This window comes from Acinetobacter sp. YH12096 (genome assembly GCF_013419215.1).
In the GTDB taxonomy this organism is placed as follows: Bacteria; Pseudomonadota; Gammaproteobacteria; order Pseudomonadales; family Moraxellaceae; genus Acinetobacter; species Acinetobacter amyesii.
Window position 1 is genome coordinate 1 of record NZ_VPAM01000002.1, and the last position, 17,483, is coordinate 17,483.

The window sequence follows — 17,483 nt, forward strand, 5'->3', positions numbered from 1 at the left end:
CAGCTCGCTCATACTGATAATCATCAGGATATTGTTCAACATCCTTCAATATTTGCTCTCTGCTAATTTTAGCTGGACGGCCAGGAATAGGTTTGTTTGTAGTGGACTTTTTCCAGTTCTGAATCGTCTGTATACAGATGTTAAAATGCTGTGCTGCTTTTCGCACAGACATTTCATCTCGAATCATAATTTCTATGACTTTATCTTTAAAATCTTTTGAATATCCCATATCTCTATTGTTCTATAGTTTTTAGGATTTGGCTATATCTTTCAATTCGCTATACCAATCGTTTAGAAGCAGCAAATTTACGAGCATCAGTCGGTACGACCGGTGATTCATACGATAACGCTTTGGCTGAAACAGTGAATGGGTTATACAAAACAGAGGTGATTGAATATTTAAAAGCAGACTGGCAAGGTTTAGCGGATGTACAACTTGCGACATTAAATTGGGTAGATTGGTTCAACAAAAAGCGTGTACACAGCGCATTGGGTTATGTATCGCCTTTTGAGTTTGAAGCAATGTACTATGATAAGATTAACCCGTTAGGTCACGTGGCCTAACTTAAATAAAAATGTCTCCGACAAACCCGGTACGGTTCACTCTGTATCTTTATTTAGAGATTTATCACTTAAGGTAAAATATTTATTGAATTCGGGGTTAAATTGACTCCCTGAAAAGGCGATTACTTTTTTAAATGGATAGCGTTTTTTTATTTCACTTATTATATGCCCACCTTCAAATTTTGAACCAAATGCTTTACCTACCCCAATAATGTCACAGACGATAAGGTCATACGCTTCCACAGCATTTATATCTTCAATATCAGAAACTACTTTTAAATTAAAATCATGATTTTTGAGTAAGTGCTCATATTGAAAACCTTGATCGTCAATACATAAAATTTTGAATTTATTTCTATCTATAGTTTCAATTGAACCAACTCTTAAGTCAGAAATATCAAATTTTTTTTGAATTTTCACATTTCTTTTAAAGAATCCAAACATATTTAAAAATTCTAATTTTCAATTTCTTAATTATATGTTTAATCAAATTTTATGCAATAAAAACCTCCCAATTGGGAGGTTTTTTATTGCTGAATATCAGCAGTAAATGACTTAGCGAATCATTGGAACGATCCAACTGGTAATGATCAGCAAAATACCGAAATGTCCCAATTTACGGGTGACATATACCAATTTTGACGGCTTTTGTTCCAATTGTTTCGCATAGTCTTCGATGCTAATGCCTTGTTTTGCATTACTGGTAAATAAAAACACCGCCAAATCGATACAAATTAAAATCGTACCAACGTCTGCCACCACTTCCATTAAATCGTATTGGCCGCTGATCAAGGCGGTTGACACTTGATAAACAAGGAAAAGTGCAAAAGCGATGCAGGCATACTGCAAAACAGTTAAAAATATCCGCATAAATCTATACTAAATAAGCTCAAAATTTTGAAATAGGATTATAGCGTCCCTCGCAAGAGATTACTGTAACGCTCAGAGTGCTTGCATGACTGCTGGGAAATGTTGCATTTCAACCAACTCCAAAAACTCATCGCCCATACGCTGACTTTCAGCCACACATTGATTCCACATTTTAATGCGTTGTTGGTTGTCTAAGCCTTTGAGGGTAAAGTCTTTACGGTCAGGCAGTCGGCCAAGCGGCAAGCTTGCAAGGTATTCTTGTGAAGGTGACAGTAACAGGGTACGCACCTGATTTTCAGGATTGGCTTGGCGTTTAAATAATTTATCAAACCAACCTGGGGTGATGCTATCCGTGAAATGTGGATACAGCACGATGCCCTGACTTTGGAAGGGTAGGTCAATATGATAGTCAATCAGGCCGCCATCGCGGTAACTGCCTTGTGGCGCATCAGGGATATCACGTATCGCGGCCATGACACCGGGAATAGATGCAGAAGCCATAAGCCACGGCATGACACTGTCTTGAGTCAATGCATGGTAATGCGTGGTAAAGCCATCATCCGCCACGGTAAATTGATGACCTGATACAGGCTGACTAATTACACGCTGCATGAAATAACGACTGTGTTTACGTGCGAGCGCTGTCGTGCCCACGATCCCTGCGACAGAGGCTAACAGCGGCAGGGCTTTATCACTTTGGAAAATATGCTGAGCTTTGACTGAAAGCACAGTGAGGTGATAATCCGGGTGATTAACCAGTGCCGCTTCTTGACCTTGAATCAAATCGATCAGCATGCCACGACACACATCGCTGACTTCTTGACGGCTCATCTTTTTATGAAAGCTCAGATTGGTATACAGCTCAGAGAGGCGTTTCGTCCCTTCAATGGCTCCCCAAGCAGCAATACTGGCAAAGCGCCAACTGCCAATCGATGAACCAATTAAAGTACGCTTTTGTTGCGCGCGTGGCAAAAAGTCAGCAAAAATCGCCTGATCTAAACCTTGAATACCAATGCCTTTCGGACCACCCGCAGCACCGGGCAGGATATCCACTTGAGCAGCGTTTAAACCCTCTTGTTCAATCAGTTGGCGGGCTAAATGGCCAGCACGGATATTGAGCGCAGGCGGTCTTTTTTGCAAAATTTGAGTCATGGTAGTCGCTTAAAATACAGTCGTAGAATTATTCTAATGCGTTTTTGCACAGACCCAATGGCTGAAACTTCCGACAAATGACTTCTCAGTCATATCAGGGCGTCTCTCAGGAATGCTGTAATAGTTGTTCGTTATGCCGATGCAATTGAAACAAACTGAGGCAGACGATTGCCCATGTCGCCATTGGAAAGACCGCCCAAGCAAATAGGTTAATGATAAAAATCACGGCCCCAGCTAATAACCAATAATTTAACCCCGCCATCAGCTTTTGCTGTGGCAAACAAAGTAGGAATAAACAGGGAAGTGCATTAAAGAGAATGATCCACCAAAATGTAGCGCTATGCTGCATCCGATACAGGGTGGTGTTGGCTGGCGGTTGCCAGTTTAGAAAAGGCATGTGCATATTTAATTGAACCAACACATCGAGCAGGGTCGAAAAACTATACAGCAAGGCCGTTGCACATGCTCGGAGAGGGTTTCGACCATACAGTACCCCTAAATAACTGTATGACATGGCGTTCAGCCTTATTTAAATTTTTGAATTTTTTGTTTTTATGGCTTTAAGCCTTTTATTGTCAAAAGGCTTAAAGGAGCTATGGATACATCAAGATCATTTAAACACAGATTATTTAAACACACGCCAAATGGCAAGTAAGCTTGAAAGTGCAATTAATACGATGGAAACATACCATGGCGCAATTATCGCGATGGAGAGGAAGATGGCCATAATACTGCCAAAAACCCAACTACGTTTTTGCTGATGTTCCATTTGCAGGCGCATGCTTTGCAGTTCATTCAGTTGTTTGGCATGCCAAGCCGACTGATTTTTTAAACCATTCAGGCTGTCGATCATCAGCGTTGGTAAATCTTGCGCACCTAAAAGTAAGTCTGGAATTTTTTGTCCGAGTTCTTTTAAGTTTTTCTGCGGATTCATTTGCGCTTTAATCCAATCGGTGAGGATTGGTTTTGCCAAACTCCAAATATCCAATTCAGGATAGAGATCAGTTCCTAAACCTTCAACATGGACCAAGGTCTTGAGCAGCAACATCAATTGTGGCGGAATCTCTAAATGGAAACGACGCGCAATATCCATCACTTGAATCAGGATGCCGGCGAAGTCCAATTCATGCATTGGTTTAGAGACCATCGGGCCAACCGTACGACGCATTTCACGTGCTAATGCATCTTGATCTGTACCCGGTGGAATCCAACCCGCTTGATGCACGATTTGAATCAGCTGCATAAAGTCGCTGTTCATAACCGCAAGCAGCATGCGTGCTACGGTCATTTGGTCGTGCTTTGAAAGCTCACCCATAATCGCGCAGTCCAAGGCAATAAAGCGTGGATTGCTTGGATTGATGGTTTCGACGAAGACATTCCCCGGATGCATGTCTGCATGAAAGAAGTTGTCGCGGAACACTTGGGTAAAGAAAATGGTGAGCCCTTTTTCGGCTAAATCTTTACGATCCATGCGCAAGCGATCAAAGGTCGCAATATCAGAAATCGGCACACCGGTAATACGTTCTTCGACCATGACATCACGGCTGTCCATATAGACTTCAGGCACGTACATCATGCTTGAACCGGTGAAGTAATGACGCATACGACGTGTGTTATCCGCTTCTAAAGTCAAATCCAATTCATTGAGAATAATTTGACGGTAGTCCTGAATAATTTCGGACAGATGCAGGGCACGAGCGGCTTCTAGGCGTTTTTCAAGGAACTGACCAAGCCACTCTAATATTTCAAAATCATGCAGAATTTGATTGCGAATATTCGGGCGAGTCACTTTCACCACGACTTCGCGACCATCATGCAGGGCAGCAGTATGCACTTGTGCAATAGATGCTGCGGCTAATGGTTGCTCGTCAAAGCGTGCAAATAAGGTATTAACATCGGCTTTAAGTGATTCCTGAATGCGCATTTTGGCAACGTCATTCGAAAAAGGTTTTACACGGTCTTGTAGAAGCACCAATTGCTGTAAAACTTCAGGTGGAATCAAATCACGACGGGTAGACAGTAATTGCCCCATTTTAATGGCCAGCGGGCCCATCTCTTCCATGGCTTCTTTGAGCTTGAGCGGATTTTTTCGCTCGCGGCTTGACCATGCCGCAGGGTGCATGCGAATGAGAGAAAGAATATGACGGGCTTTTTCCGGTAATTCTTCCGCAGGAAACAACGTGTCGAGTCTATAGTGCGCAGCAATGCGCCAAAGGTCGAGTAAACGTGAAACGTGCGGAATCATATATGCAATTACCTAGTCTTAAGTGTTGTCTTGTAATGAGTCAATTTGGCTGTGCAGCTGCTGAATTTTTGCTTCTGCACGGTCCAGATTTTGATTCAAAATTCGGGTGTCTTGATTCAGGTCATCCATTTGCCAACGTGGGGCAAGCAAGCCTGAATCTTCTTTTAACGCGTCTTCAGCAAAGAACAAATGGCTTTGTAAAGTACGTTTGAGATGTTTGGGTGCAAGTTGTAACTTACCAATTTCATGCGCAAGGCTTGGACCAATCCAAGGGCTTAGATGCGAAGCTAAATCGGGCTCAGCTTGCTGCATAATGCGTTGGATATCCTGCAATAAGTGATAATCACCTTGCAATGGGATATTGCCGACATCTTCAGCCAACAGCAGTTTAAGGAGCTCGACGACCGTTTTGACATGTAAGGTCGCCGTTGCTTCGGTTGTACTTGACTGCTGCTCGAAAGGGCGTTGCTCAAAGATAGATGCGGTTTCAGAGTGTCCAGTTGGCGTCGGTTCTAAGCGAACTTTCTGATTGTCAAAAAACACATCCACCGACAACTGTGGTGAATCGATCACCACACGAAGCATTTTGCCTTGCAATTCATTCAGTTGGATGCGGGTAATCGCATCCAAATCAATGACATGATGAATTAAGCGTTCAACTGCACCAAGTGCGAGAATCGACCACATAGTTCAGCCTGCAGTATTAAAGTTTGAAACCACGGTGTACAGCCACGATACCACCCGTTAAGTTGTGGTAATCACAGTTTTGGAAGCCCGCATTTTCCATCATACCTTTAAGAGTACGTTGGTCTGGGTGCATACGAATTGATTCTGCAAGGTATTTATAGCTTTCAGAGTCATTCGCTACGATTTTACCCATGATCGGTAATGCAGTGAATGAGTACAAGTCATACAGTTTTGAGAAAGGTTCAAATACCGGTTTAGAGAATTCTAAAATCAGTAAACGACCACCTGGCTTAAGTACGCGGTACATGGCAGCTAGTGCAGCATCTTTGTCAGTCACGTTGCGTAGACCAAATGAAATGGTCAATAGGTCAAAACTGTTGTCTGCAAAAGGTTCTAAAGTTTCAGCATTGGCCAAAACGAAATCGACATTGGTACAACCAGCATCAATGAGGCGGTCACGACCGACATTGAGCATCGATTCGTTAATGTCTGAAAGCACCACATGACCTGTCGGGCCAACTTCACGGCTAAATACTTTGGCAAGGTCACCAGTACCGCCTGCAATATCTAGGACGTGCTGACCGCGACGTACACCAGACATGTTAATGGCAAAGCGTTTCCATAGACGGTGAATACCAAATGACATTAAATCATTCATGATGTCGTATTTTGCAGCCACTGAGTGGAAAACTTCCGCGACTTTTTGCGCTTTGTCTTCGCTGCTCACGGTCTGATAACCAAAGTGTGTGGTTGGCCCAACATTACCTGTGTTCGCGCCACGTGGCAGATTATATTTGGGTACTGAACCTGTCACAGGTGTGTCGGTCAGACGTTGTTCTAAAGATTGTTGCTGACCTTGCGCTGTCCCTTGTGGTAAAGGCTCAGTTAAGAATGGACTCACTTTGTCTGTATTTTGTGCCGACTCAGGTGTAGGGGCAGGCGTTTGATTCTCGTTAGACATTAGAGTCACTCCTAACTTATAAATAGGGTTAATGTTGCTTTGCAAGCATGATGACAGATTCTCTGTTGTTATACAGCAGTCATTTGCATTTGTTGTGAATAATATACAGAAAAAATAAGGGTCTGCTGTAATTGCTTTGCAAATCCCCTATAAAAAATCTGAATTCAGTCTTGCAAGCCCAGTTTGTTTTATATCAAACATGGGCTTTGTGGGATGTAAGTTTTGTTAAGCCGCAGGCTGAAACGGGTTCGGGTCACCGGCATGTACACGGTCAACGATTTGGCGTTCTACAGCGGTAAATTCGCGGACAAATTTTTCTGCTGACTTGAGCGGTTTCATCGCCAAGAAGCCATCTTGCATAAAGTCGTACATCACTTCGAAGTTGTATTTGTTTGCTGCGCCCTTACACATTTTAAAGGCGGTATAGACCATAAACGAGCGCATATATTTATCTAAATTACGACCTAAATCGTCTAACAGTTGCAGTTGCAACATGCGGTCTTTGCCCTGATCGAGCTTGAGATAGGTCTGGCGCATCATTTCATCGGTCAGGGTTGGATTATTTGGATAATCTTCCAGTAATTGAATGGCCACTTGTTCGTCAAGCTGTACGGCCAATATCGCAAGTTGTACGCCCGAAGTGCCGGTCTTAATGGCATTGTCTGGAATTAGTTTTTCTGCTTTATGCGCATAGCGGGTGAGACGTGCAATTTGTGCAGCTAATGCATCAAAATCAGGACCGCCATATAAACGGTTAATAAAATATTCAGACATCAGTACATTGTGTTTTTCAGCAAATTGCACAGCATGCGTACGTTGCATGCGCTGTTTTTGCCACTGTTGGACATCTTGTAAACGCTGTAAAATTTCTGGCTTTTTGTGGTAATTCAACTGGTAATACAGTTCAAGTAAATCATCTAATACCGCAAGTTTGGACATTGAGTGTCTCAATTATTTTTTAGATGTTTGAATCTTAGTGGGTGTTGGAGCTTAGGGCTATGACAAAGTGACGAAATTACAGGTCAATCTGAGTCAGTTTGTTGCAGAAACGGTCATATTTTGCATTTCAGCACATACATGAAAGCATTGTTGTGTGATGAACGGCATGGTTATACTCAAAACAGAATAAAACCAAGGGTCCGCCATGAGCTTAAAAGAAACAGAATTTCAATTGATGGATGAAGAACAACTCTCGGTTGAGCTGATTGAAGCGCAGTATCAACTAAAAAATACCAACCGTCAGCCCAATGCCAAAAGCGTGTTGATTTTAGTGAGTGGAATCGAGCTTGCGGGTAAGGGCGAGGCTGTCAAACAGCTCCGCGAATGGGTCGATCCACGCTACTTAAGGGTGAAAGCGGATGCCCCGATCATGTTTAATCAAAAACAAACCTTTTGGCAGTCTTATGCACGGTTTATTCCTGCCGAAGGGCAAATTATGGTGATGTTTGGAAACTGGTACAGTGATTTGCTCAGTACCGCCATGCATGTGTCGAAGCCTTTGGATGAAACCTTATTTGATGAATATGTCGAGAACATGCGAGCCTATGAACAAGACCTAAAAAATAATCATGTCGATGTGATTAAGGTCTGGTTCGATTTATCTTGGAAATCCTTACAAAAGCGCTTGGATGAAATGGACCCGAGTGAAGCGCGTTGGCATAAATTGCATGGTTTAGATTGGCGCAATAAAAAACAATATGACAACCTACAACGTTTACGTCAGCGTTTTAGTCATGACTGGGTCATCATCGACTGTGAAGATGAGCAAGTCCGTGATCAACAATTTGCACAGCATATTTTACGGACCTTAAAACATTGTCCAGCACATGAAACCAAAGCGGCGGGGCGCTGGAAACAAGCCAAAACACCACAGGCGTTATTGGAACCCAGCACTGTCGTGGCTGATGAGGCTGATTATAAAAAAGAATTAAAAAAATTAAGCCGCAAGGTGGCTGAAGCTTTACGTTTTGATTCACGCAATGTGGTGATCGTCTTTGAAGGAATGGATGCCGCAGGAAAGGGCGGGGCAATTAAACGCATCGTCAAAAAGTTGGACCCACGCGAATATGAAATTCATACCATTGCAGCACCCGAAAAATATGAGCTACGCCGTCCATACTTATGGCGCTTTTGGAATAAAATTCTCCCTGAAGAAAAGATCACGATTTTTGACCGCAGTTGGTATGGTCGCGTCTTGGTTGAGCGGATTGAAGGCTTTGCCAATACGGTTGAATGGCAGAGGGCCTATGATGAAATCAACCGTTTTGAAAAGGACTTATATGACAGTCAAACGGTCGTTATCAAGTTCTGGTTAGCCATAGGAAAGGATGAGCAAGCTGCACGGTTTAAAGCTCGAGAAGAAACCGCGCATAAGCGTTTTAAAATTACTCCAGATGACTGGCGGAATCGTGACCGTTGGGATGACTATCTCAAAGCTGCCGCAGATATGTTGCAACGTACGGATACAGAATATGCGCCGTGGCATGTGATCGCGACCAATGACAAACATAGTGCGCGCTTACAGGTATTAGAGACGATCTTAGCGCAATTGAAAGCAGATTGAATGCATGAAAAAAGCCACGATATTCGTGGCTTTTTTCATTTTCAAAACTAGCTCATTTTCAGATCTACTTAATCTTTAGATCTATGGTTTAGATCACTTTGATTTATAAACGATGTTGATGCGCTAGATATCGCCGTTAAACATTGTTCGGCGTTGGGACAGGTTGGTTCGGAAATTTCTGTTGAATACGCTTCGCCAATTGGTAGCTTTCTTCTACATGGGTTTCAGCGACTTTTTTCATCACAATATAACCCAAACTGGCTGCCACCAATTGTCCACCTAATGGAATAAATTTAGTGACTTGTTTGGTAATATATTTTGCTGCAATGTTATTTAGCGATTTTTTCATCGCGGTTCGTGCAACCACTAAACCAGAAAATTCGACACCACGTTTACGCAGTTCTGTCCAATGAATTTGTTTGGTTTTTGGATCATACACACTAATTTGATCTGGCGCTAAACCAAAACGCGCATTAATTTCTGGAATGAGCTGTGACAAAATTCCGACGTCAATCACCACATCCAAAAATGGCACAGGAATAATAGCTGCACCTGCTGAAAAATAAGCACGTTTTTTGACGAGCTCTAAGCATTCAGCGCGAATAATGTCCAGATTTAAGTTAGGGTCGATGGAATCAGGAATGTTATCAATTTTCATAAGCAGATACCCTTGATACTGGATTGGTTTTTTTCTCATAAAGTATCATTAAGATACTTGTTTAAAAGCATTTTTTGCAATCTATTCTCTTGTCAAAGTCGCATAGACAGCCCAAGATGTATAGTAAATAATCATTGTTGTTTTGTAGTAGTTGGTCACTCAGGCTGTAAAGGTAATCCATGGCAATACATGTAATTCAAAGTCAACGAATCGAAGTTTTGGTGGATTGTCTAATCGAAAAATTGAAATCGAATCAATCGACCAATGCTTTGTCCGTCTTGCAAGAACGACATATCGTGGTGCCCGATCAAGCCATTGCTGCATGGTTAGAAAAACAAATTGCTGAAAAAATCAGTATTAGTGCCAATATTAAGCATCATCGTAAAATTTTAGGGTTGCAGTGGAAAGCCTACGATTGGGCCTTGCCGAATAAACAAGACCGAGAGCGGATTAAAGGTATCAACATGCCGCCGTTGATTATGCAATGGCGTATTTATAATGCTTTAGCGGTTTTTATTGCAGCTGATCAGTTTGATGCAGCACAGATTCCGACAGATGTTCAGCCCTTAGTTCAGCGTATTTTTGACAGCACAGCACAGCTCTCAGATCGAAAAAAACGTGAGCAAAAGCGGCAAGAAATGTTGTACTGGATCGCTGCTCAAGTCACTCGGCTTTTTACCAACTACATGGCCTTTCGTGGCAGTTGTATTCATACCCCAGATGAAGGTGTTGAGCACTGGATTTGTCCACATTGCGATACCGATTGGTTGAAGGCGTGGAGTCACAATCAGCCTTTAAATATCATGCAACTCACAGGTCTGAAACCTGAACAAGCCGATGAATATCTACCGACGCAGGCTCGACAACTGGAGCATTGGCAGCGTTGGTTATGGCATCAAGTATTCCAAAAAGACTTTAATGACCGTCAGGAAATAGACAATAAATTTTGGTTTGCCTTGGCGCGTGCTGAGCAAAATCGGCAGCAGCAGTTTGATTTGGATGCTGAGGATGATGAACGCGATGATGATGAGCGTCATCAAACCTATAACGGTTTGCCTGAACAAATTTTTGTTTTTACGACCTTAGAATTACCACCTGCACAACTGAAATTTTTATATCGCTTGGCGGCGTATACCAAAGTACATTTGTTGTATTTCAACCCATCGCGTGAGTATTGGGCAGACATGGTCGATCCAGTTTGGAAAGATCGTTATAACTTGAAATTACAACAGCGTTATATTGAGCGAAATCCCAATGTCAGCACAGCGCAAATTCAGGCCTATCTGAGTACGACCAATGCCGAATTTCGTGAATCACAGCATTCATTACTGACGCGTTTAGGCAAGCGTGCGCGGGATAACTTTGCATTATTGGTGAATATGTCTGGTGGCGAAGGCTGGGAAGATATTTTTCCAGACACCGAGCCGACAACACTGCTCGCTCAAATTCAATATGACATCATGACCTTAGAAGAACCCGAGCAGCATCAATATGCACTCGCGGGGGCAGATGAATCGATTCAATTTCATGTCTGTCATTCTAGCCTGCGTCAGTTAGAAGTTTTACGTGAGCAGTTGGTATATTGGTTGGCCGAAGGCTCGGAACAAGAGCCACGCCATCCGGGTGATATCTTGGTATTGGTGCCAAATTTAAAAGAACTGGAACCGCATATTCGGACGGTCTTTTCGACGACTCGTGGCATGGGACGCAGTGCGGTGGATTTACCTTATATCCCAGTCAAAATTGCAGGGGTGGTCAGCCAAGATATTCAAAATGCATGGCAAGCTTTCGTTGGACGCATTGAAATTAGCCAAGGTCGTTTTACCGCAGAAGATTTTCATGATTGGCTGAATTTGAATGCGGTGCAAGAACTGTATCAGCTCGACCATGTGCAAATGGAACGTATGATGGAACTGCTGATTCAAGCCGGTTTCCGTCGTGGTTTAGACGAACAGCACATGTTGGCTTATTTGTCCGAGCAAGACCGAGATTATCGTTATACCTTTAAATTTGCATTAGACCGTTTAGCTTTAGGAATTGCGATACCACAACATGCCGTATTTGAGGACACCTTAAGTTTTGCAGGGGTGTCGAGTAGTGATTTTGAGTTGGTTCAAACTTTAATTCAGATCTACCGAGATATCAGTGCGCGTCGAGATTGGCTCAATCCGAATCTCAGCACACAGACTGTCAAAGTGTGGTTGCAACAATTAGATGCAGATTTAAAGCCTTTTGTGGAAGCCAGTGGTCGAGCATTTGAAACCATTCGCAGTGTGATGCGTGCGATGACGCAACGTCTGCATAATGCCCAAAGTGATAAAGTTGAGTCGCTCCCAAACAGCTTTAATTTGCCATTATCTTTGCTGCTCAAAGAAATACAACAAGGCATCGATAGCTCTGCCGATCAGATCGAACCGACAGGATCAGTGACCTTTGCGGACATGGGGAAAATCCGCCAAGTCCCATTTTCATTGGTGGTGTTAATGAACATGGATAGCGGCAAATTTCCGCGTCGTGATCAGCAAGTGCCTTTTGATTTGATGGATGTGTTTAAACCGGTTTTGGGTGATCGCTCTCGTTTGGAAGATGATAAAGGTGCATTTTTAGATGCCTTGTTATTTGCCCGACAGTCCTTGTGGATTTTCTATAATGGCTTTGATGTCAATGATGGTGAAAGTCGGGAGCCATCATCCGTGATATATGAATTTAGCCAGTTCCTCGCACGGATGATTCAGCCGCAGCAATTGAACCAACCCCATGATGCCATGCTGGATTTGGATGGCTTACGCATTCCACAGCAGCTCGAGCCGCTATACCATATTTATCCTTTGCAGCCTTTTGACCCGATGGGTTTTCAGCAGTCGAAAAACTTACGATATAAAGATCAATGGTTTGCTGTGGCGGAACATATTTTAGATCAGTCTGGACAACGCCAATCGTGGATTAACCGTGATTATCCTGTGCATGATGAGCAAGAAGTACGGGTTTTAGATGGTCAAGAATGGATTAAAGATGTGGTGTTTCCTGCCCGTGCATATTTGAAAACGCTTGGCGTGGCCAGTGTCTATACTGGTGACCAATTGCCGCAGCAAGAGCCTTTATTGCTCGACCGTTTACAGCAATATCATGTCCGTGACTTATTGCAAAAGCATTATGTGCAACCTGCCTCTCGTGTCCATCAAGCTGAGGATCAGAACTCTACGACTCCAACTGAACCGGATATGGCCTTGTTCCAAGATGTACTGCCTGTGGGACATAGTCAAATAGCGACTTGGAAGCTCAGTTTGCAAGAGCAGGCACAGTTATTAGAGCGTTTGGATGGACGCCGTGTAACCGCGACCACCTTACAAAACTTACAGCTTGAACCGCATTTGATACTGAGTATCACCGTGCCTGAAGACTCTCAGAGTATGCATTGGTTAAGCTGTATGGCGTCTGGGGCAAAGCCTAAGCGTCAGACGCAAACCTGGCTCGAATATCTATTGTGGTTGAGCTATTTAGACTTAGGCGATGAGGGCGCGACGTATCGTCGTGAAGTGATTTGTAATGATAAAAGCATAGTCTGTTGTGGATTAAGCTCTGCACAAGCCAAGCTGCAGCTCAGTGAATGGGTGGCGATGTGGAAACATGCACAAAAACGTCCTGTGGTGCTGCCTGCTGCCTTAATTCGCCAAGAAAAATGCACTTGGGTGGAAAATGAAACAGGCCAACTCATGCCTGATAATTTTGCAAAGCTTCAAGAGGAATGGCTGAAAAATCATAGTTTTGGTGGAGTGGAGTTGGAGTCGAATGAAGCCAATAGCCACCATCGTGATTGGAGCTTTATTTTACAGCAACAAGCGGCAGATGAACTTCTGGCATTGTCCTGTCGTTATTATGCAGAACGTTTATATCATGTGATGGATACCGAGGCGGATGACGGCCTAAAAAAACTTAATGTCATCAAGCCTGAGGTGAAAAAATGAATATGCCACAGCAAGCGATGAAAATGTCCACCAACCCGATTGCAGACATGAGCTTTACCGGACTGCACTGGATTGAAGCCTCTGCGGGTACTGGGAAAACCTATACGCTTTCCAGTCTGATGGTGCGGATTTTTCTCGATCGCTATATGCCAAATCAGGTCATTGCCACCACCTTTACACGTAAAGCCACAGCGGAACTCAAAGCGCGGGTACGACTGCGGATTGAAGAAACCCGTGACTTTATTTATGGCCTGCTCGCGGCATCTCAAGGTGAGTTGGCCGAACTTCAGCAAAGTTTGAGTGACCCCTTGTATCAGCAAGTGCTGAAAGATCATGGGCATCACTTAGATTATGCCTACAATCGTCTGAACGTGGTCTTACAACAATATGAAGAACTCTTTGTCGGAACTTTAGACAGCTTTAGTCAAAAGTTATTACGTGAATTTGCCTTTGAAAGTGGTCGTATCGAACAGGTGCAAATCAGTGATGATGAAGACCTGCATATTGAACGGATCATTCATGATTTATTAAGAGATTGGATTCAGCAGCAGCCTGCGCATTTGATTGAATATTTGATGTTGAATCATCAGTTGAAAGGTCCTGAATACTATCTTAGTGTAGTAAAGGAAAGTCTAAATTTCCCATCGGTGGATTTGCGCGTCCCTGAATTACCCGAAAATGCTTTGGCGCATTTTGAAGCGATGTGTCATCAGCTTGCGCAAATGCTGCCTGCCGCTCGTGTAGAGCTTGCAGCGTGTTTTGATGCAGGAAGTCATTATAAAAACTTGGTGGACGCTCGACGTTTTAATAAAGGTGCATTCTTTGTTACCTTTAATACACGCATTCCCGAGTTTTTACAGCACTTTGAAGCAGCGGGTAGCCAAGGGGTTTTGACTCAGTCCGATGTGTTACAACAGACAATGAAAGCCATTCGCCCATTGTTTTATGATCCGAATAAAACTGAATTTAAGCCACGTGTCTTTAAAGACAAAGTCGTTGAAGAGCAGCCTGATGTCTCAAAAGCGTTTTATCAACATGCTTTTGTTCAACAACTCCGAGCGGTGCTCAGCGCTTATGAACATATCAATCAAGCAGAACAATACCTGAATTTTTATTTGGCGCAGGAAGTCAAAAAGCGTTTGCCTCAAGTGTTGTCCCACGCTGGGGAAACCACCTTTTCACAACAAATTCGGACCTTATCGGAAGCCTTACAGCAAAGCTCAGCCGCAGGGAAAGACAGTTTTGCTGCTCATGTTTTAGCACGATATCCGCTGATTTTAGTCGATGAATTTCAAGATACCAACCAAGATCAAGATGACATGCTGTCTAGCATTTGGCGGGTCAAGGAGCGCTTACATCAGGGCTGTATGATTATGGTCGGCGACCCGAAACAGGCGATTTATGGGTTCCGTGGCGGTGACATGCTGACCTATCGTAAAGCGCGTCATGATATTCAAGCCAAGGGTGGGCGTTGTTATACCTTGAACAAAAACCATCGTTCAGTCAAAAACTTGGTTGAAGTGGTGGATGCCTTGTTTCATCGGCAAATGGACTTTGGTGAGCAAGTTGAATACACCCCGATTCAAGCAGGTGAGCGTGAGCATCCGCCGTTGATTGATCATGAGCAAGTCAATCCACAACCGCTGCGTTGGTTGGCTTTGGATGAAACGCTAAATGAAGCAGAGCAAGTGGCTTGGCAGATTCAGTCCTTGCTCAACCAAGCTCAGCAAGGACATTTATATTTTCAAGACAATAATACCCAGCGAGCACTGACAGCAAACGATATTGCGGTCTTGGGGCAAAACCATTTCGACTTAGAGCAAGTACAGCAATGTTTATTGCAGCTGGGCGTTCCTTGTTATAAAGCATCTCGGGACAGTGTCTATAAAAGTTCCGTCGCACAAGACGTTGCCGCTTTGCTGACGGCGATTTTAAATCCTTATCAAGAAGCCAAGGTGAAACGTGCGCTACTGAGCCGTTTATTGGGTTTTGATCTGAAACAATTGGTCGCACTCGAACAGCAAGCGGATGGACTGAGTGAAATCATCGAAAAACTCGAACAGGTCCGACAAATTTGGAATGAGCAAGGATTCCGCAGCGCGTGGAATAGCTGTATGACGGTCTTTCAGGTGTGGACGCGGTTGGTGGCTGGACAAAGTCGAGATAATGAACGCACAGTGGTGAATTTACGCCATATCGCAGAATTATTAAGTCAGCAAAGTGAACACTACACCGGTGCGCATAAGCTCTATCAATGGTTTATTCGCCAAATCAATTTAGGCATCAATAATGAAAGCACCCAAGAGCGAAAATTGACCGGGCAATTGGGGGTGCAACTGATGACGATTCATGCATCCAAAGGCTTAGAGTTTGGTTGTGTGTTTTTATTGGGAGCAAATGCGGGCTTAAGTGAAAAAGGCAATTTGAATTTTTCCCTTAAAGACAATCAGCAAAAAAGCCTTGGGTTAGAACGTGTGATTGCCGTGAAGTCTTCGGACTTACCTGAAGATGATATTCAACAAAATGATGCGCGCAATGAAGCAGAGCATCATCGCTTGTGGTATGTGGCGTTGACCCGTGCCAGTTATCGTGTTTATGCCGTGCTACGTCATCATGAGGTCGAAAAGAAACAATTGGCAGAAGCACGCTCAGGACTGACTTTTTGGCGTGGAAGCGAACCAGATCTGTTCCAACATGCAGATAGTGTGGATGCTGATGTCTTGCGTGCAGCACCACCGATGTTGACTCAGACTCAGGTTGAATCTGTTGTATTAGAAGCGGAAGAGATACCTAACAGCCATTTTTATCCACGGGAAACCACTAGTTTTACCGCGCTCACGCGTACGGCACATAAGGCACATATACAACGTGACCAACTGGCAGCGGTCATGACCGAGCCAGAAGACAGTGCTGCCGATGAAGTTGAACAGCTTGAAATCATTGAAGCAGAAACGGCAGAGAAAATAAGCTGGATTAAACGGCATTTTCCAAAGGGAACCAAGCCCGGAAGTTTCTTGCACAAGTTGATGGAAAAAGTTCGATTTAGCACCCCAGAAGAGAAGTTGGCCAAAGCCATCGCATCACGTTTTCATAGTGATGTTGAGTTTGATTCGCCGCAAATATTGCAAAATTTGATTAAACAGTTTGGGCAAACGGCGAACCCTGAACAAGATGAAGCTGAACTGATTGAAGAAATGCAGGAATGGTACAGTCAAATCATTCATACACCGTTGCATGATGGTTTTAGCCTGCATCAGTTAAACGATGGCGAATATCGTTCAGAAATGGACTTTCATTTGAGTATGGCAGATCGTGCATTGGCGATACGTAAAATACGCATGCTATTTGAAAGCCTAAAAGAGCCAGATTTACAAATACAAGATTTGAATGATGTGTTTACAGCACGCTATCTGACGGGGTCGATTGACTTGGTGTATTTTGATGGTCAGCGCTATCACATTGCCGATTATAAAAGTAATTTCTTAGGCGATCAGACCGCACATTATGATCATGCCTATATTCGAGAAAGTATGAGTCATTCCAGTTACTGGTTGCAGGCTGCATTATATTTGGTGGCCCTACATCGTTATTTGAAAGCCGTGATGAAAGACTATGACATGAAGCAGCATTTGGGTGGGGCGAGTTATTTGTATCTTCGCGGTATGGATGGACAGTCCGATCGTGGGGTATATCACTGGAAGCCGGCGGATACATTCATTCAAAACCTCGATGCAATATTGAGCGAAAAGGTTGTGGCTAAAACGTGAAAAAACACGAAAAAGATAAAAATATTCACGCTGAAACAATAAGTTGCTTTG

13 protein-coding genes and 1 pseudogene are annotated in these 17,483 nt (G+C 43.4%); 4 read left to right on the forward strand and 10 right to left on the reverse strand.

Annotation, left to right across the window (positions count from 1 at the left end; genetic code table 11):
• The coding region (locus FTU36_RS01170) for an IS630 transposase-related protein (protein ID WP_180003666.1) at positions 1-229 on the reverse strand (229 nt) is incomplete at its 3' end.
• Positions 230-264: 35 nt separating this feature from the next.
• Here FTU36_RS01170 and FTU36_RS01175 point away from each other — a divergent pair.
• Positions 265-564: pseudogene (locus tag FTU36_RS01175) on the forward strand (integrase core domain-containing protein); the annotation flags it as partial.
• Positions 565-600: 36 nt separating this feature from the next.
• Here FTU36_RS01175 and FTU36_RS01180 read toward each other — a convergent pair.
• From FTU36_RS01180 to FTU36_RS01215, 8 genes are all read right to left on the reverse strand, one after another.
• Complete coding sequence (locus tag FTU36_RS01180; protein WP_180116653.1) at positions 601-1,008, reverse strand: response regulator; 408 nt, start codon at positions 1,006-1,008, stop codon at positions 601-603.
• 111 nt (positions 1,009-1,119) lie between these two features.
• Positions 1,120-1,434 carry a hypothetical protein gene (locus FTU36_RS01185; RefSeq protein ID WP_078189807.1) on the reverse strand — a complete coding sequence of 105 codons (315 nt, stop codon included), beginning with the start codon at positions 1,432-1,434 and terminating at the stop codon, positions 1,120-1,122.
• Between the two features lie 72 nt (positions 1,435-1,506).
• Positions 1,507-2,586, reverse strand: coding sequence for a patatin-like phospholipase family protein (locus FTU36_RS01190; RefSeq protein WP_180116654.1), 1,080 nt, complete (start codon positions 2,584-2,586; stop codon positions 1,507-1,509).
• A 106-nt stretch (positions 2,587-2,692) separates the two neighbouring features.
• A complete protein-coding gene (locus FTU36_RS01195; RefSeq protein ID WP_180010239.1) occupies positions 2,693-3,100 on the reverse strand; it encodes a hypothetical protein in 408 nt (135 codons plus the stop codon).
• Positions 3,101-3,211: 111 nt separating this feature from the next.
• A complete protein-coding gene (locus FTU36_RS01200; protein WP_180002880.1) occupies positions 3,212-4,831 on the reverse strand; it encodes an AarF/ABC1/UbiB kinase family protein in 1,620 nt (539 codons plus the stop codon).
• Positions 4,832-4,849: 18 nt separating this feature from the next.
• Complete coding sequence (locus FTU36_RS01205) at positions 4,850-5,518, reverse strand: SCP2 domain-containing protein (protein WP_180010240.1); 669 nt, start codon at positions 5,516-5,518, stop codon at positions 4,850-4,852.
• Between the two features lie 16 nt (positions 5,519-5,534).
• Complete coding sequence (ubiE, locus tag FTU36_RS01210; protein ID WP_180116655.1) at positions 5,535-6,479, reverse strand: bifunctional demethylmenaquinone methyltransferase/2-methoxy-6-polyprenyl-1,4-benzoquinol methylase UbiE; 945 nt, start codon at positions 6,477-6,479, stop codon at positions 5,535-5,537.
• 225 nt (positions 6,480-6,704) lie between these two features.
• Positions 6,705-7,418 carry a hypothetical protein gene (locus tag FTU36_RS01215; protein WP_180026789.1) on the reverse strand — a complete coding sequence of 238 codons (714 nt, stop codon included), beginning with the start codon at positions 7,416-7,418 and terminating at the stop codon, positions 6,705-6,707.
• A 205-nt stretch (positions 7,419-7,623) separates the two neighbouring features.
• Between FTU36_RS01215 and FTU36_RS01220 the strand changes: the two genes are divergently transcribed.
• The gene (locus tag FTU36_RS01220) at positions 7,624-9,042 is read left to right on the forward strand and encodes a phosphate--AMP phosphotransferase (protein WP_180116656.1); all 1,419 of its coding nucleotides are present in this window, start codon (positions 7,624-7,626) and stop codon (positions 9,040-9,042) included.
• A gap of 136 nt (positions 9,043-9,178) precedes the next feature.
• Here FTU36_RS01220 and FTU36_RS01225 read toward each other — a convergent pair whose 3' ends face one another.
• A complete protein-coding gene (locus FTU36_RS01225; protein ID WP_168377972.1) occupies positions 9,179-9,700 on the reverse strand; it encodes a hypothetical protein in 522 nt (173 codons plus the stop codon).
• Between the two features lie 179 nt (positions 9,701-9,879).
• Here FTU36_RS01225 and FTU36_RS01230 point away from each other — a divergent pair, with 179 nt between their 5' ends.
• Positions 9,880-13,665, forward strand: coding sequence for an exodeoxyribonuclease V subunit gamma (locus FTU36_RS01230; protein WP_180116657.1), 3,786 nt, complete (start codon positions 9,880-9,882; stop codon positions 13,663-13,665).
• Positions 13,662-17,432: a UvrD-helicase domain-containing protein gene (locus FTU36_RS01235; protein WP_180116658.1), complete on the forward strand. Its 3,771-nt coding sequence runs from the start codon at positions 13,662-13,664 to the stop codon at positions 17,430-17,432. Before FTU36_RS01230 ends, FTU36_RS01235 begins: the two co-directional genes overlap by 4 nt.
• Positions 17,433-17,483 lie beyond the last annotated feature (51 nt).

Coding starts and splice junctions, on each gene's coding strand:
- FTU36_RS01180 (WP_180116653.1), bottom strand. CDS start 1,008: ATGTTTGGATTCTTTAAAAGAAATGTGAAAATTCAAAAAAAATTTGAT.
- FTU36_RS01185 (WP_078189807.1), bottom strand. CDS start 1,434: ATGCGGATATTTTTAACTGTTTTGCAGTATGCCTGCATCGCTTTTGCA.
- FTU36_RS01190 (WP_180116654.1), bottom strand. CDS start 2,586: ATGACTCAAATTTTGCAAAAAAGACCGCCTGCGCTCAATATCCGTGCT.
- FTU36_RS01195 (WP_180010239.1), bottom strand. CDS start 3,100: ATGTCATACAGTTATTTAGGGGTACTGTATGGTCGAAACCCTCTCCGA.
- FTU36_RS01200 (WP_180002880.1), bottom strand. CDS start 4,831: ATGATTCCGCACGTTTCACGTTTACTCGACCTTTGGCGCATTGCTGCG.
- FTU36_RS01205 (WP_180010240.1), bottom strand. CDS start 5,518: ATGTGGTCGATTCTCGCACTTGGTGCAGTTGAACGCTTAATTCATCAT.
- ubiE (WP_180116655.1), bottom strand. CDS start 6,479: ATGTCTAACGAGAATCAAACGCCTGCCCCTACACCTGAGTCGGCACAA.
- FTU36_RS01215 (WP_180026789.1), bottom strand. CDS start 7,418: ATGTCCAAACTTGCGGTATTAGATGATTTACTTGAACTGTATTACCAG.
- FTU36_RS01220 (WP_180116656.1), top strand. CDS start 7,624: ATGAGCTTAAAAGAAACAGAATTTCAATTGATGGATGAAGAACAACTC.
- FTU36_RS01225 (WP_168377972.1), bottom strand. CDS start 9,700: ATGAAAATTGATAACATTCCTGATTCCATCGACCCTAACTTAAATCTG.
- FTU36_RS01230 (WP_180116657.1), top strand. CDS start 9,880: ATGGCAATACATGTAATTCAAAGTCAACGAATCGAAGTTTTGGTGGAT.
- FTU36_RS01235 (WP_180116658.1), top strand. CDS start 13,662: ATGAATATGCCACAGCAAGCGATGAAAATGTCCACCAACCCGATTGCA.